Below are 14,430 nucleotides of genomic sequence, written 5' to 3'. Positions count from 1 at the left end.
CCGCCTGCGCGCGGGGCGCGATCTCCAGCGCGGTCCCGGCGCTGCTTGCGGTCTCCCCCCGAAGCCCTACGTCCGGCGCGTGGAACGGCTCCGCGCTGCAGCATGGGCGTGTGTCGGGTTCCTCGGCGCCGCGCCGCTCGCTGCCTGCGACGGCCGGGCGGCCGCGCTCTCCCCCCCGCCCCGCGAGGCGGCGGGCGCGCCGTGCTCGATCCCGCGCGAGGAGGTGCCGCCGGCGGCCGGCGTCGCGTGGCCCCTGCCTGCGCTGATCGAGCAGGTGCGGCCCGTGGTGGTGACCGTCGCCACCCTGCGCGCGACCTCGCTGCCGGACGGGCGCGCGACCCCGACATCCCCCTTCGGCCGCAGCGCGCCGCGGGTGGAGCGGGCGATCGGATCGGGGTTCGTGATCGCCGCGGAGGGGCTCGTGCTGACGAGCGAGCACGTGATCGGCGACGCGTTCGGCATCGAGGTGCAGCTCGCGGACGAGCGCGCCTTCGAGGCGACCGTGGTCGGGCGCGATCCTGCGCTCGACGTGGCGCTGCTGAAGCTGCGCGGGGCGGGGTCGCTGCGCGCTGCGTCCCTCGGATCGAGCGCTCCGATCCGGCCAGGGGACGACGTCCTCGTGATCGGCAACCCGTTCGGGCTCGGGCCGACGGTGACCCGCGGCATCATCAGCGCGACGTCGAGGCCGATGGGCGCGGGGAGCCTCGACGGGTACCTCCAGACCGACGCCGCCATCAACCCGGGCAACAGCGGCGGGCCGCTCTTCAATGCGGCGGGACAGGTGATCGGCATCGCGACGGCGATCCACGAGGGCGGCCGGGGCATCAGCTTCGCCCTGCCGATCGACGAGGTCGTGGAGATCCTCCCCGAGCTGCGGGAGACCGGACGCGTGGCCCGCGGGCGCCTCGGGATCAGCTTCCAGGAGGTGACGTCGCACCTCGCGCGGGCGCTCCGGCTCCCCGGCCGGATGGGCGCGCTGATCACCGAGGTCGAGCCGGAGAGCCCCGGGTCGCGCCTCGGCTTCAGGCCCGGCGACGTGGTCACGTCGGTCGAGGGGCGCCGCGTCGATCACGCGCGCGAGCTCGCGCGCGCGCTCCGGCGATCCAAGCCTGGAGACGAGGTGAAGATCACGTACAGGCGCGGCGGCGCGGAGCGGTGCGCCACGGTGAAGCTCGAGCGCTCGGCCCTGCGCGATCCGCCGTCGGGCCGGCGCGCGCCGGACGGCCGCGCCCCCACGGACGCCGAGGAGCCGCCGTTCGGCGTGCTGGCGAGCGACGCGCTCGAGGGCGCGCTCGTCGAGTCGATCTCGCCGCAGAGCCCGGCGGCCGGCCACCTCGAGGTGGGCGACGTGGTCCTCGACCTGAACGGCGCGCCGGTGCGCGGCGGCGCCGATCTGACGGCGCGTCTGCGCGCGGCCGGGCGCCAGGATCTGCTGCTCCGGGTGCGGCGCAACGGCGCGCCCCGGTACCTCGCCGTCCCGGCGCGCTGAGCGGGCGCGGCTCCGGCGCGCTCGGTCCACGCGCGCGGGAGGGCGGACTGGCGGGCTACATGCCCGCGATGGAGGCTGCTACGGTAGGCCGCATGGGAGCTTCGGCAGGCGCGAGTTGCCCGATTTGCCGCAAGTCGGCGGGGCCCAGGCCCGAGAACCCGGTCTTTCCGTTCTGCTCGCCCCAGTGCAAGCTGTTGGATCTCGGCCGCTGGCTCGACGGCAGCTACCGGGTGCCTGGCCCACCCGTCTCCTCGACGAACGACGACGAGGCCCTGGAGTCCAGGGGACGGGCGAATGGGCTCGGCGGCAACATTCAGGAAGAGGACGAATGATCGCTCGCCGCGCGCTTTGCTTGCTCACCGTTCTCGCGTCAGCCGCCGCTGCGTCCACCGCCGCGGCGCAGCAGGGCCAGCCGGCCCTGGGGGCTTCGCCGGGCGGCGGCGCGGCCGCGCCCGCGCAGACGAACCCGTACGATCCTTCGATGCAGGCCGGCGGTCTTGCGCCGCCACCGCCGATGACGATGCCCGAGCCGGAGCCCGCGCCGCCCGACGACACGGCAAGGCGCCTCGACGAGGCGAAGAAGGAGGACTCGGGGCGCGGGCTCGAGCTCATCTGGCTGAACGTCGAGGGGGGCTACGAGAACGTCGGCCTCCAGACGTTCAACATCGACGAGGAGGAGCTCACGGCCGGGTTCATCTCCAGCTCGGCGAACGGCGGCGTGCTCGGCGCCGGGGCGGGCGTCCGGCTCCTCTACTTCACGCTGGGCGCGCGCGGGCGGGTCGGGTTCTTCGACGACTGGCAGCTCTTCAGCCTCGGCGGCGAGGTCGGCCTGCACCTCCCGCTCGGCCGGCTCGATCCGCACGTCGATCTGGGCTTCGGCTACGCCGGGCTCGGGAGCTTCAAGAGCGCGGTGAGCGGCGCGGCCGACGCCATCGCGATCCGCGGCTTCTACGGGAGGATCTCCGGCGGGCTCGACCTCTATCTCTCGCCGGTCTTCTCGATCGGCGCGAACGCGAGCTGGGAGCTCCTGGCGCTGACCAGGCCCGGCCTCTCCACGGCGCAGATCGACCGGATCAAGGGCGAGGCCGCCGCCGCGCCGCAGCAGGCCAAGGCCGATCTGCTCGCGGCCGAGGGCTCCAGCGTGGGCTCGGCGCTCGCCTTGACCGCGGTCGCCGGGCTCCACTTCTAGCCGCCGCGCCGCCGGCCCCACCGCCCTGCCGCTCGCGCCATGAACGCCGCCTCCGTGCTCCTCTGGCTCGCCACCGTCGCCGCGCCGGTCGGGGGGCTCGCCGCGCTCCTCCTCGGGTCGCAGCGCCTCTACGGCAGGCGCCGGTTCGTGGTGGGGACCGCGGTGCTCGGCGCGATCGCGTTCGTGCCGGCGCTGCTGCTCGAGAGCTTCCTCCAGCGCTGGCAAGGCGTCGACAAGAACGCCGGCACGCTCGACGCGGTGACGCTCGTCTACCTGTTCGTCGTCGCGGCGCCGCTGGAGCAGGGGCTCAAGGTCGCGGCGGTCGCGCCGATCGCCCGGCTGCGCGCCGTGGCCGAGCCGTTCGACGGGCTCGTCTACGCGGCCGCGGCGGCGCTCGGGTTCGTGTCGGCCCACAACGCCGTGTACCTGTGGGGCCGGCCGCTGTCGCCGATCGACATCGCGCGGGCGCTGCTCGCCGTGCCGGCGCACCTGTCCTTCGCCTCGCTCTGGGGCTACGCGCTGGGCCGCGAGCGCAAGCGGCCGCTGGGCGGGCGCCGCTTCAACGCCGCGTGGCTCGTGGCGATGCTGCTCAACGGCGCGTACGACTACATCGTCTTCGCGTGCCGCCCGGTCGCGCTCTTCCTCGCGGCCCCGGTGCTCCTCGGCCTCGGCGTCGTGGTCTTCCTGGCCGCGCGCGATCTGCTCCGCCGGAGCGCGTCGCCCCACAGCTCGCAGCGCAAGCAGCGCCGCTTCCTGCCCCACATCGCGCCGCCGTCGCTCGGCACGGTGCGCGAGGCGCTGAGGCGCACGGAGCGGCCGGTGATGCTCACCTGGATCGCCTTCGGCGCGCTCGTCACGGTCGGGGTGATGACGACCACGCTCGCCCTCGCGGTCGCGCTCGGCCACCGCTTCGGCGTCGACTTCGCGGCGGTGGATCGCGGCGACGCCTCGACCGCCGCGGCAGCGCCGCTCCTGCTCCTGGTCGCCGGGGCGATCGCGGCGTTCCCGTTCGCCGGCTACCTCGTCGCCCGGGCCTCGTCGACCGGGAGCCTCCTCGAGCCGGCCGCCTCCGCGGCGCTCGCCATCGTCGGCACGCTGGTGCTGCTCGGCCTCGCGGCGCCCGTCGCCGTCGTGTTCGCGACCGCGCTCGCCCCCATCGCCTTCAGCCTCGCGTGCGCGGGCGCCTGGATCGGCACGACGCGCTGACCGCGCCGCGCGCCCTCGCGACGGGCGCTACGCGGTCGCCGCCTTCGCCGCAGGCTGGTGCTTCGCCACCTCGTCCTGGAACCTGCGGAGCAGCTCCTGCGCCGCGGGCGAGAGGTTCCGCGGCACCTCGACCTGGACGATCACCTGGAGCGAGCCGCGGCCGCGGCCGTCGATCCGCGGCGCTCCCTTGCCCTTGACCGAGATCACCTCGCCGGGCTGGACGCCCGCCGGGACCTCGACGTCGACCGCCGTGTCGTCCGGCAGGTCGATCTTGACCGTGCTGCCGAGCGCCGCGTCGACGAAGGAGATGGGCACGCGCGTGATGAGGTCGAGGCCGTCGCGCTCGAAGCGCTCGTCCGCGGCGAGATCGACGTCGACGTAGAGATCGCCCGGCGGGGCGCCCTGGGCGCCCGGCATGCCCTGGCCCGGCACCCGCAGCCGCTGGCCGCCGTCGATGCCGGCCGGGAAGTTGACCACGACCTTGCGCGTCTTCTCGACCGCCCCGAACCCCTTGCAGACGGCGCACGGCGTCTTGATGACCGACCCCTCGCCCGAGCATTCGGGGCAGGTCTGGGTGAACATCACGAAGCCGCGGGAGGTCGAGACCTGACCGGCGCCGCCGCACGTGCCGCACGGCTTGCGCTTGGTCCCCGGCTTCGCGCCCGAGCCGGAGCACTCGTCGCACGCGACCGGCGTCCGCAGGACGACCTCCCGCTTGCAGCCGAGCAGGGCGTCGCGCAGCGAGAGCCGCTGCTGAACCCGGATGTCCTGGCCGCGCGCCGGCCCGCGCCGCCTCCGCTGCCCGCCGCCGAAGCCGCCGAAGAACTCCGAGAAGATGTCCTGGAAGTGCGAGAAGATGTCGCTGTCGGCCGCGCCCCCCATCCCCTCGAGGCCGGCGTGGCCGAACTGGTCGTACCGCCTGCGCTTCTCCTCGTCGGAGAGGACCTGGTACGCCTCGGTGGCCTCTTTGAAGCGGGCCTCCGCCGACGCATCGCCGGGGTTCCGGTCCGGGTGGTACTTCAACGCAGCCTGACGATAGGCCTTGCGAATGTCGTCAGGCGTCGCGTCTCGCGCGAGGCCAAGAACTTCGTAGAAGTCGCGCTTTTCACTCATGAATCGTGGACCGCCGCGTCGATCCTGCCCGGCAGGGGGCATAGGCGCCGGCAGACCATAAGTCGTCGCCCGCGCCTGTCAACGCGTAATACAGCGTGAACGCCCACGGTGACCCGGGCGTGGCGAGATCTTCCGTGCAGGCCGCGGCGCTGCTACTGGCCGCGGCGCTGGAACGCGGGCGTGTCCCAGTCGGAGTCGAGCGGCGGGACGAAGCTCGCGCGGTCGCGCGGGCCGCCGCCCGCCGACTGCACCTGCGGCGCCGGACGGCGGGTGGTCGGGTACGCGACCTCCTCGTGACGGTGCGGCTGGCGCTGCGTCATGGGAGGAGGGCTCGAGGCGGAGCGGGCCGACATCGGCCCGGTCGCGGCGGCGAGCGACGCGCCGATGGAGTGCGCGGTGGCGCGGGGCTGCGCGGCGCTCGCGAGCTGCTGGGGGACCTCGGCGACGAGGTGATCGAAGCCGGTGGCGATGACCGTGACCTTGATCATCTCGCCCATGTTCTCGTCGATCGTCGCGCCGAAGATGATGTTCGCGTCCTCGTGCGCCTGCTCCTGCACGAGCGTCGCGGCCTCCTCGATCTCGCGCATCCGCATGTCGGGGCCGCCGACGATGTTGATGAGCACGCCCGTCGCGCCCTCGACGGAGATGTCGTCGAGCAGCGGCGAGCTGACGGCCATCTCGGCGGCGAGCCGAGCGCGGCCCTGCCCCTTCGCGCAGCCGGTGCCCATGAGCGCGCGGCCCATGTTCGACATCACCGTCTTCACGTCCGCGAAGTCGACGTTCACGATCCCGTTCTGCGTGATGAGATCGCTGATGCCCTTGATCGCCTGGTAGAGGACCTCGTCCGCCTTGCGGAACGCCTCGACGAACGAGAGGTCCTCGTCGCCGAGCGTGAGGAGCTTCTGGTTCGGGATCGTGATCAGCGTGTCGACGTGCTCGGCGAGCATCGCGAGGCCGAGCTCGGCGCGGCGCGAGCGCTGCTTGCCCTCGAAGAAGAACGGCTTCGTCACGACGCCGACGGTGAGGCAGCCCTCCTCGCGCGCGAGCTGCGCGATGACCGGCGCGGCGCCCGTGCCGGTGCCGCCGCCCATCCCCGCGGTGACGAACACCATGTCCGCGCCCTGGATGCACTCCTTCACCCGGGTCACGTCCTCGAGCGCCGCCTTGCGGCCCTTCTCGGGATCGGCGCCCGCGCCGAGACCGCGCGTGACGCTCGCCCCGATGTGGAGCTTGGTCGGCGCGAGGCTCGCGCCGAGCGCCTGGGCGTCCGTGTTGACGACGATGAACTCCACGCCCTCGAGGCCGAAGTTGATCATCGTGTTGACTGCATTGCCGCCAGAACCGCCACAACCGATGACCTTGATCCGGGCGTCGTACCCGGTGTGCTCGTCGGCAAACTCGATGGAGAAACTCATGAACTCCTCCCGGGGATGTACAGCTAGCCGCTCGGCCCGGCGCCGACCCTCGCGGAGGTCGAGCGGCACGGAACCCTAAGTGCGCGAGGACGTCCTCGCGCCGGACGGCGTTCAGAGGGGCGCCTCTTCCCCTTCGAACACCGCTTTTCAGACCCTCTTGACTTTGCGTTCAAGAGGGCTCGCCAGCGCGTTCTCCGGCCCTCTCAAACCCAATTGTCTAACAACTTTCTCTTGCTACGTCATGCCTAGAATGCTGCTCGGAGCCAGTTCCAGAACCTCCCGCTCGACCTCTTTTCAATCGGCATTTCTTCGATGACTTCCCGGCGCGGCTCGCGCTCTCGCAGCTTCTCGCGGCGGCCCTCCGCGCGGCCGGCGTGAGCGGCCTCGTGCGTCACCGGCGTGAGCGCGCGCGCCTGCGCGAGAGCGTTGGCGCCGTACTGAACGAGGCCCACCCCGGTCGCATACTGCGGGCCAGCCACGAGCTGCGTGATGCCTCGCACGCCGACCGGCACGCCGAGGCGCACCGGCATCCCGAGGATCTCCTCGGCGAACTCCGTCATCCCCTCCATCAAGACGCCGCCGCCGGTGACCACCGCGCCGGCCGAGAGCTGCTCCAGCATGCCGGTGTCCTCGATCCGCTTGCGGATGACCGCGAAGATCTCCTCGACGCGCGGCTCGATGATGTCCGACAGGACGCGGCGCGCCGCCTTGCGCGGCAGGTGCCCGCCCACGCCGGGGACCTCGATCTCCTCCTCGTCGCCGACCATGCGGCCGAGGGCGCAGCCGGCGTTGCGCTTCAGGCGCTCCGCCTCGCCCATCGGCGTGCGCAGCCCGGCGGCGATGTCCGCGGTCACGTTGTTTCCGCCCGCCGGGATCACGCTGGCGTGCGCGATGCCGCCGTCCACGTAGAGCAGCAGGTCGGTCGTGCCGCCGCCGATGTCGATGATGGCGACGCCGATCTCCTTCTCGTCCTCGGAGAGCACGGCCTCGGCGCTGGCGAGCGGCTCCAGCACGACGTCGGCCACGGTGAGGCCGCAGCGCTCGGCGCAGCGGACGACGTTCTGGACGCACGAGGTCGCGGCGGTGATGAGGTTCACCTTCACCCCGAGCCGGACGCCGCTCATGCCGACCGGGTCGCGGATGCCGTCCTGGTTGTCGACCATGAACTCGCGCGGCAGGACGTGCAGGATCTGGCGATCGGCGTCGACCGGGATGGCCCGCGCGCCCTCGAGGACCCGTTCGACGTCGAGCCGGGTGACCTCGCCGCCCGAGACCGCGGCGACGCCGTCGGACTGCTGGCAGCGGATGTGGCTGCCCGCGACGCCGGCATAGACGGTGCGGATCTCGACGCCCGCCATCGTCTGCGCGGCCTCGATCGCCTCGGCGATCGAGCGCACCGTCCAGTCGATGTTGCTCACCACGCCCTTCCTCAGGCCGCGGCACGGGACGTTGCCCACCCCGAGGATGGTGATCCCATCAGCGTCGATCTCGCCCACGACCGCCGAGACCTTGGTCGTCCCGATGTCGAGGCCGACGACGATCTCAGTAGTCTCCATCCGGCTCTTCATTGCGTGCACCACCTCATGCGGGGACGAGCCCCATGCGCGTGTCAGGCGGGCACGACGCTGCCACGAGCCGAGAGGACCGGCCAAGTTTTGCTCGGCGATCGCCGGCGCGGAGAGCGGGCGCGACGGCGGTCATCTCATCCTCACCACGACGCGCTCGGGGTGCGCGTCGTTGTCCAGGAAGATCACCGACGCGCTCGCCTTCCGCTGGGCGAGCTCGGTGAGCACCCGCGCCGCCTGGCCGACCTTGTCGCGGTACGGCGGCTGCCCGAGGTGGAGCGCGATCCCCTCCTTGCCGATGGTGATGACGACCGACCCGTCCCGCTCGACGTGGAGCTCCTGGATCGGATAGCGGCGGGCGACGCCGGCGCGCTCCATGTCCTCGACGACGTCGAGCAGGCGCCGGACCGCGATGATGACACCGGCGCGATCGCGCGCCACCTGCTCGCCGGTGATCCCCGTGACGATCGGGAGATCGAACGGGTCGTCCTCGGCGAGCTCTTTGAAGAGCTCCCCGTCGCGCGTCGCGAGGTAGAGATCGCCGCCGATCGCGACGAGGGCCTGCGCCTCCCGCTCGACGACGCTGACGTGGACCGTCGAGGGGAGCGTGCGGGTGACCGTCGCCTTCTCGATCCAGGGATCGGTGGAGATCGATGCGCTGGCGAGCTCGAGGTCGAGCGTGAAGATGTTCTTGCCGACCTCGATGCCGCCGGAGCTCGCGATCTGCTCGGCGGAGCGGCGCTGCGCGCCGTCGACGAGCACCGTGCGCACGGCGAAGCGCGGGCTCGACACGATGTAGCGGCGCGCGCCCCACGCGACCGCGGTCGAGGCGATGAGCACGACGGCGGCGCCCGCGAGCAGCTGGAGCGCGCGGAGGTGGCGCGAGATCGGCCGCGCCGGGCGCGCCCCGGTGGGTGGGCCGCTCTTCGACGGGGGGCGCGGCGGGCGCACGGAGACGCTCGTCGCGGGCGGGGCCGGCGACTCGTGCGACGACGGGGTCGCCGGCCGCACGCGCTCGTTCTTCGGCGCCGGCGCCGCGGCCACGGGCTCCGGCTTCGAGCCGCGCGCGGGCGCCGCCCGGCCAGGCGGCGCCGGGGGCACCGTCGACGCGCGACGGCGGTTCGGCGGCGGGGCGCTCGGGCGCTCGGTCATGGGCTGCCCTCGTGCGGTGCCTTCGCCTCGAGGCGCGCCTTGAGCTCCCGCACGCAGGCGTTCACGTCGCCGGCGCCGAGCGCGATGACCACGTCGCCCGGCCGGACGATCTGCTCGAGCGCCTCCGCGAGGTCGGCCTTGTCCGCGACGTAGCGCGCGTCGTGGTGGCCGTGCTCCCGGATCGACTGGACGAGCCGCTCGGCGGTGACGCCGGGGATCGGCGCCTCGCCCGCGGCGTAGATGTCCGTGACGAGCAGCACGTCGGCCTGGTTGAAGGCGCGCGTGAACTCGTCGAAGAGGTCGCGCGTGCGGGTGTGCCGGTGCGGCTGGAAGGCCACGACGACGCGGTGGTCCTCGCCGGGGAACGCGCGCCGTGCCGCGTCGATGGTGGCGCGGATCTCGGCCGGGTGGTGGCCGTAGTCGTCGACGAGCGTGATGCCGCCGATCGCGCCGACGACGGTGAAGCGGCGCGCGACGCCGCCGAACGTGGCGAGCGCCTGCTTCGTGACGTCGAGCGGCACCTCGAGCTCGTCCGCGACCGCGATCGTGGCGAGGCAGTTCAGGACGTTGTGCGCGCCGGGCATCCTCACCGTGAACCCGCCGAGCGGCTCGCCCCGGCGGTACGCGTTGAAGCTCGTCTCCAGGCCGCGGAACTGGATGCCGCGCGCCGAGTAGTCCGACTGCGGCGAGACGCCGTACGTGACGTGGCGGCGCGGGATGCGCGGGAGCAGATCCTGGACGTGCGGGTGGTCGAGGCAGAGCACGGCCAGCCCGTAGAACGGCACGCGCGCGGCGAACTCGACGAAGGCGTCCTTGATGCGCTCGTGCGTGCCGTAGTGATCGAGGTGCTCGGGGTCGATGTTGGTGACGACCGCGATCGTCGGGGTGAGCCGCAGGAACGAGCCGTCGCTCTCGTCGGCCTCGGCGACGAGCAGGTCGCCGGCGCCGAGCCGCGCGTTCGTGCCGAGCGCCGCCATCTTGCCGCCGACGACGACGGTGGGATCGAGGCCGGCGGCGCGCAGGACCGTGGCGACGAGGGAGGTCGTGGTTGTCTTGCCGTGCGAGCCCGCGATCGCGACGCCGTACTTCACGCGCATCAGCTCGGCGAGCATCTCCGCGCGCCCGATCGCCGGGATCCCGAGCGCGCGCGCCTCGGTGAGCTCGGGGTTGTCGGGCCGGATGGCGCTCGAATACACGACGACGTCGACGCCGCAGACGTTCTCGGCGCGGTGGCCGATGTCGATCCGGACGCCGAGCGACGTGAGCCGCCGCGTGGTCGAGCTCTCCTTGAGGTCCGAGCCGGAGACCTCGAACTCGAGCGAGCGCAGGATCTCGGCGAGGCCGCTCATCCCGACGCCCCCGATGCCGACGAAGTGAACGTGGCGAACCCGACCGCGGAACATCAGCCTGCCTCCTCCCGACCGAGGGCAGCACCGACCGGCGCGGCCTCTTTCATCACGGCGCGGCGCGGCGCCTCCCCGCCGCGCGCCGCGCGGCCGAAGGGGGCGGGCAAGCGCAGCGCGCGGTGGCGCGGAGCTCGCGCGAGCTCGAGCAGATCGGCGGCGACGCGCGCCGCGGCGTCCGGCGCGGCGAGGGCCGCCGCGGCGTCCGCCATGCGGGCGCGGAGCGCGGGCGCGGCCGCGAGCCGGGCGATCTCGCCGGCGAGGCGCGCCTCGGTGGCGTCGGCCTGGGCGATCGCCACCGCGGCGGAGGCCCGCTCGAGGGACTGCGCGTTCTTCAGCTGGTGATCGTCGGCCGCGAACGGGTAAGGGATCAGGATCGACGGGCGCCCGACGGCGCAGAGCTCGGCCAGCGTCGACGCGCCCGCGCGGGCGATCACGACGTCGGCCGCGGCGAGCGCCTCGGCCACGTCGTCGATGAACGGGACGACGCGCGCGCGCTCGGCGAGGCCGAGCTCGGCGTAGAGCGACCGGACCGCGGCCTCGCGGTCCCTCCCTGTCTGGTGCACGACCTCGAGGGCGACGCCGCGCTCGCGGCCCTGCGCGATCGCGCGCGGGACGACGTCGTTCAGGGCGAGCGCGCCCTGGCTGCCGCCGAGCACGAGCAGGCGGAGCTCGCCCTCGCGCGGCGCGTACGGCGCGCGGGCGAAGGCGCGCCGGAGCGGGACGCCGAAGAGGCGCACCGTGCTCGGGCGCAGCGCGCGCGCCGCCTCCGGGAAGGCGACGTACGCGCGGTCGACGATGGGCGAGAGGAGCCGGTTCGACAGCCCGAGGACGCTGTTCGGCTCCAGGATCGCGACCGGCACGCCGAGCGAGCGCGCCGCGAGGGAGACCGGGCCGCTGGCGTACCCGCCGAGCGAGAGGACGACGCGGGCGTCGAGCCGCTCGACGAGCCGCCTCGCCTCCGGGAGGACGCGGCCCGCGCGGGCGGCGCCGCGCACGAAGCCGGAGAGCCCGCCCCCGCGGAGCGGCAGGACGTGGAGCAGCTCGAGGGCGTCGCCGCGCTCGCGCATGACGCGCACCTCGATGCCGCGCGCGGTGCCGACGTAGACGACGCGCGCTTCTTCGTCGCGCGCGGCGGCGCGGACCGCGTCGCCCACGGCGACCATCGGGAAGACGTGGCCGCCGGTGCCGCCTCCGGCGATCAGGACGGTCACCATGCGCCGCCCCCCTCCGCCGAGGTGGCGATCACGGCGGACGCGCTCGGCGCGTTCGGGACGGGCGAAGCGCCCGCCACGCCGCCCTGCGCGAGCGCAACCGGGGTCCGCGCGCGGCTGATGCTGAGCAGGATGCCCGCGCCCGCGGCGTTCACGAGCAGCGACGAGCCGCCGTAGCTGAGGAACGGCAGCGTGAGCCCCTTCGTCGGGAGGATCGCCATCGCGACGGCGAGGTTCGTCATCGCCTGCACGCCGAAGAGCGTCGCGATGCCGAACGCCATGAAGCTGCCGTAATCGTCGTCGGCCTCGAGGGCGATCTTCACGCCCCGCGAGACGATGACGAGGTACGCCGCGCAGAGGCCGACGATGCCGACGAAGCCGAGCTCCTCACCGACGATCGCGGACACGAAATCGGTGTGCGCCTCCGGCAGGTAGAGCACCTGCAGCCCCCGCCCGAGCCCGAGGCCGAAGACCCCGCCGGAGCCGAAGCTCATGACCGACTGGAACGGCTGGTACGCCAGGTCGGCGCGGTTGTTGTCCATGTCGATCCACGCGAGGTAGCGCGCGTAGCGGTAGCCGCTGAAGCGCACGAGCGCGGCGCCGGCGAGCGCCAGCAGCATGGAGAACGCGGCGATGTACGGGACGCGCGCGCCCGCGACGAACAGCAGCGTGAAGGTCAGGAAGAGCAGCACGACCGCGCTGCCGAAGTCGGGCTGCTTGAGGCAGAGGAGCATCAGGAGCCCGACCACGATGAGGTGCGGGAGGAAGCCGACGGAGAACGACTTGATGCGGTCGGCCTTCTTGGAGAGCGAGTAGGCGAGCCAGATGACGATGCCGAGCTTCGCCACCTCGGCCGGCTGCACGTTGACCGGGCCGAGCGCGAGCCACCGGTACGCGTTGCCCGCCTTGTGGCCGAGCCCCGCCACGCAGGCGACGAGCATCGCGGTCACGGCGATGAGCACCGGGTACGTGAGGACCTTGATCCGGCGGTAATCGACGCGGCTCGTGATCCACATCGTCGCGATCGCGAGGACCGCGTAGACGGCCTGGCGCTTGAGGAAGAACTGCGCGTCCTTGTAGCGCACGGTCGCCTCGACGGCGCTCGCGCTGTAGACCATCACCACGCCGAAGCCGATGAGCGCGGTGACGACGGCCGCGAGCAGGGCGTCGACGGGCCCCGAGGGGCTCGACCCCTTCCAGAAGGCCTCGGCGGCCGCGAGGGCCGCGCCGGGCGCCGCCTTCTCCTGCTCCGCGGGGCCGATGTGCCGGTTCTTGGGCGCGCCTTCGCCCGCGCCGAGCTTGCCGCTCCACATCACGACGCCACCTCCCCGGCGGCCCCGCCGGCGGCTCGCTCCAGCGCGCGGACCGCGCGGACGAAGGCGTCGCCGCGGTCCTTGTAGTCGCGGAACATGTCGAAGCTGGAGCACGCGGGGCTGAGCAGCACCGCGTCGCCCGGCCGGGCGAGCGAGCGCGCGGCGCGGACCGCCTCGTCCATCGAGCCCGCCCGCGCGATCGGCAGGGCGCCCTCCGCCGCGGCGGCGATGCGGTCCGCGGCCTCGCCGAGGACGACGAGGGCGCGCCCGCGCTCGCGCAGCGCGGCCACGAGCGGCGCGTAGTCGCCGAGCTTGTCGCGCCCGCCCGCGATCAGCACCGCCTTCGCCTCGCGCAGGCCGGAGAGCGCGGCGACCGAGGCCCCGACGTTGGTCCCCTTCGAGTCGTCGTAGTAGCGGACCCCCTCGACGTCGGCGACGAGCACGGTCCGGTGCGGGAGCCCCTCGAAGCGCGCGAGCGCGTCGGCGATCGCCGCCGGAGGGGCGCCGAGCGCGGCGGCCAGCGCGACGGAGGCGCATGCGTTCGCGAGGTTGTGCGCGCCCGTGAGGCGGACGCGCTCCAGCGGGTAGCTCGCGCCGGCGACGCGATCGACGATCGCGCCGCCCGAGGCGCTCACGTCGGCGCGGGCGTCGCGCCCGCTGAACGTCACCACGCGGGCGCGCCCGCGCGCCGCCTGGCGGGCGACGAGCTCGTCGCCGAAGGGCACGACCGCGACGTCCTCCGGCGTCATCCGCTCGAACGGGTTGCCCTTCGCGTCCGCGTACGCCGCGAAGCTCGGGTACCGATCGAGGTGATCGTCGGTGATGTTCAGCAGGGCGTGCGCGCGGGCGTGCAGGGTCGGGACGCGCTCCGCCTGGAAGCTCGAGATCTCGAGGACGAGTGCGTCCCACGCCTCCCCGACGACCTCGGCGAGCGGGGTCCCGAAGTTGCCGCCGACGAAGGTGCGGAGGCCGGCGCGCTCGAGCATCGCGCCCGTGAGCGCCGTCGTCGTGCTCTTGCCGTTGGTCCCGCCGACGAGCACGATCGGCGCCGACACGAAGCGCGACGCGAGCTCGAGCTCGCCGATGACCTCGCGCCCGGAGCGCTCGACGGCGTCGAGCGCGGTGAACGACGGCACGCCCGGCGAGACGACCACGAGGTCGGCGCCGTCGAACAGCGCCGGATCGTGCCCGCCCGGCGCGAGGACGGCGCCCTCCGCCTCGAGGGACGCGGCGGCGGCGGAGAGCCGCTCGCGCGGCGCGCCGTCGTTCGCGATCACGCGCGCGCCGCGCTCCAGGAGGAGGCGCGCGGCCGCGACGCCGCTCCGCCCGAGCCCGACGACGATCACTGTTCGCCCGCGGACGTCCATCATG

At 73.7% G+C, this 14,430-nt stretch carries 12 protein-coding genes; 4 read left to right on the top strand and 8 right to left on the bottom strand.

Annotated features, from left to right (window positions below; genetic code table 11):
* Nucleotides 1–79: 79 nt before the first annotated feature.
* Genes WMF20_RS10060 through WMF20_RS10045 form a run of 4 tightly spaced genes read left to right on the top strand, consistent with a single transcriptional unit; the run spans nt 80 to nt 3,884 of the window.
* Nucleotides 80–1,489, top strand: a complete 1,410-nt coding sequence (locus WMF20_RS10060) for a trypsin-like peptidase domain-containing protein (RefSeq protein ID WP_437612746.1) — start codon at nt 80–82, stop codon at nt 1,487–1,489.
* A 59-nt stretch (nt 1,490–1,548) separates the two neighbouring features.
* Nucleotides 1,549–1,821, top strand: a complete 273-nt coding sequence (locus WMF20_RS10055) for a DNA gyrase inhibitor YacG (RefSeq protein WP_437612744.1) — start codon at nt 1,549–1,551, stop codon at nt 1,819–1,821.
* Nucleotides 1,818–2,678, top strand: a complete 861-nt coding sequence (locus tag WMF20_RS10050) for a hypothetical protein (protein WP_129574139.1) — start codon at nt 1,818–1,820, stop codon at nt 2,676–2,678. The genes WMF20_RS10055 and WMF20_RS10050 overlap by 4 nt, the downstream gene beginning before the upstream one ends.
* Nucleotides 2,679–2,717: 39 nt before the next feature.
* Entirely contained in the window at nt 2,718–3,884 is a 1,167-nt protein-coding gene (locus tag WMF20_RS10045) for a PrsW family intramembrane metalloprotease (RefSeq protein WP_437612742.1), read from the top strand.
* Nucleotides 3,885–3,911: 27 nt separating this feature from the next.
* Here the strand turns inward: WMF20_RS10045 and dnaJ are convergent, their stop codons facing one another.
* The 8 genes from dnaJ to murD all read right to left on the bottom strand — a co-directional run bounded on the left by dnaJ (nt 3,912) and on the right by murD (nt 14,429).
* Nucleotides 3,912–4,997, bottom strand: coding sequence for a molecular chaperone DnaJ (gene dnaJ / locus WMF20_RS10040; RefSeq protein WP_044985705.1), 1,086 nt, complete (start codon nt 4,995–4,997; stop codon nt 3,912–3,914).
* 152 nt (nt 4,998–5,149) lie between these two features.
* Nucleotides 5,150–6,412 carry a cell division protein FtsZ gene (gene ftsZ, locus WMF20_RS10035; protein ID WP_129574136.1) on the bottom strand — a complete coding sequence of 421 codons (1,263 nt, stop codon included), beginning with the start codon at nt 6,410–6,412 and terminating at the stop codon, nt 5,150–5,152.
* Between the two features lie 245 nt (nt 6,413–6,657).
* Nucleotides 6,658–7,980 (bottom strand): cell division protein FtsA, encoded by a 1,323-nt coding sequence (ftsA, locus tag WMF20_RS10030; RefSeq protein ID WP_129574135.1) that lies wholly within the window; start codon nt 7,978–7,980, stop codon nt 6,658–6,660.
* 129 nt (nt 7,981–8,109) lie between these two features.
* Nucleotides 8,110–9,129 (bottom strand): FtsQ-type POTRA domain-containing protein, encoded by a 1,020-nt coding sequence (locus WMF20_RS10025; RefSeq protein WP_437612739.1) that lies wholly within the window; start codon nt 9,127–9,129, stop codon nt 8,110–8,112.
* Nucleotides 9,126–10,532 carry a UDP-N-acetylmuramate--L-alanine ligase gene (murC, locus tag WMF20_RS10020; RefSeq protein ID WP_437612737.1) on the bottom strand — a complete coding sequence of 469 codons (1,407 nt, stop codon included), beginning with the start codon at nt 10,530–10,532 and terminating at the stop codon, nt 9,126–9,128. The genes WMF20_RS10025 and murC overlap by 4 nt, the downstream gene beginning before the upstream one ends.
* Nucleotides 10,532–11,749, bottom strand: a complete 1,218-nt coding sequence (gene murG, locus WMF20_RS10015) for an undecaprenyldiphospho-muramoylpentapeptide beta-N-acetylglucosaminyltransferase (RefSeq protein ID WP_437612735.1) — start codon at nt 11,747–11,749, stop codon at nt 10,532–10,534. Before murG ends, murC begins: the two co-directional genes overlap by 1 nt.
* Nucleotides 11,743–13,059, bottom strand: a complete 1,317-nt coding sequence (gene ftsW / locus WMF20_RS10010; RefSeq protein ID WP_437612733.1) for a putative lipid II flippase FtsW — start codon at nt 13,057–13,059, stop codon at nt 11,743–11,745. The genes murG and ftsW overlap by 7 nt, the downstream gene beginning before the upstream one ends.
* Nucleotides 13,059–14,429, bottom strand: a complete 1,371-nt coding sequence (gene murD, locus WMF20_RS10005; protein ID WP_437612731.1) for a UDP-N-acetylmuramoyl-L-alanine--D-glutamate ligase — start codon at nt 14,427–14,429, stop codon at nt 13,059–13,061. The genes ftsW and murD overlap by 1 nt, the downstream gene beginning before the upstream one ends.
* Between the last annotated feature and the right edge of the window lies 1 nt (nt 14,430).

Origin of the sequence: Sorangium sp. So ce834 (assembly GCF_051521425.1) — a bacterium.
Lineage (GTDB): Bacteria > Myxococcota_A > Polyangia > Polyangiales > Polyangiaceae > Sorangium > Sorangium cellulosum_D.
This window is presented reverse-complemented; position numbering and strand designations above follow the sequence as displayed.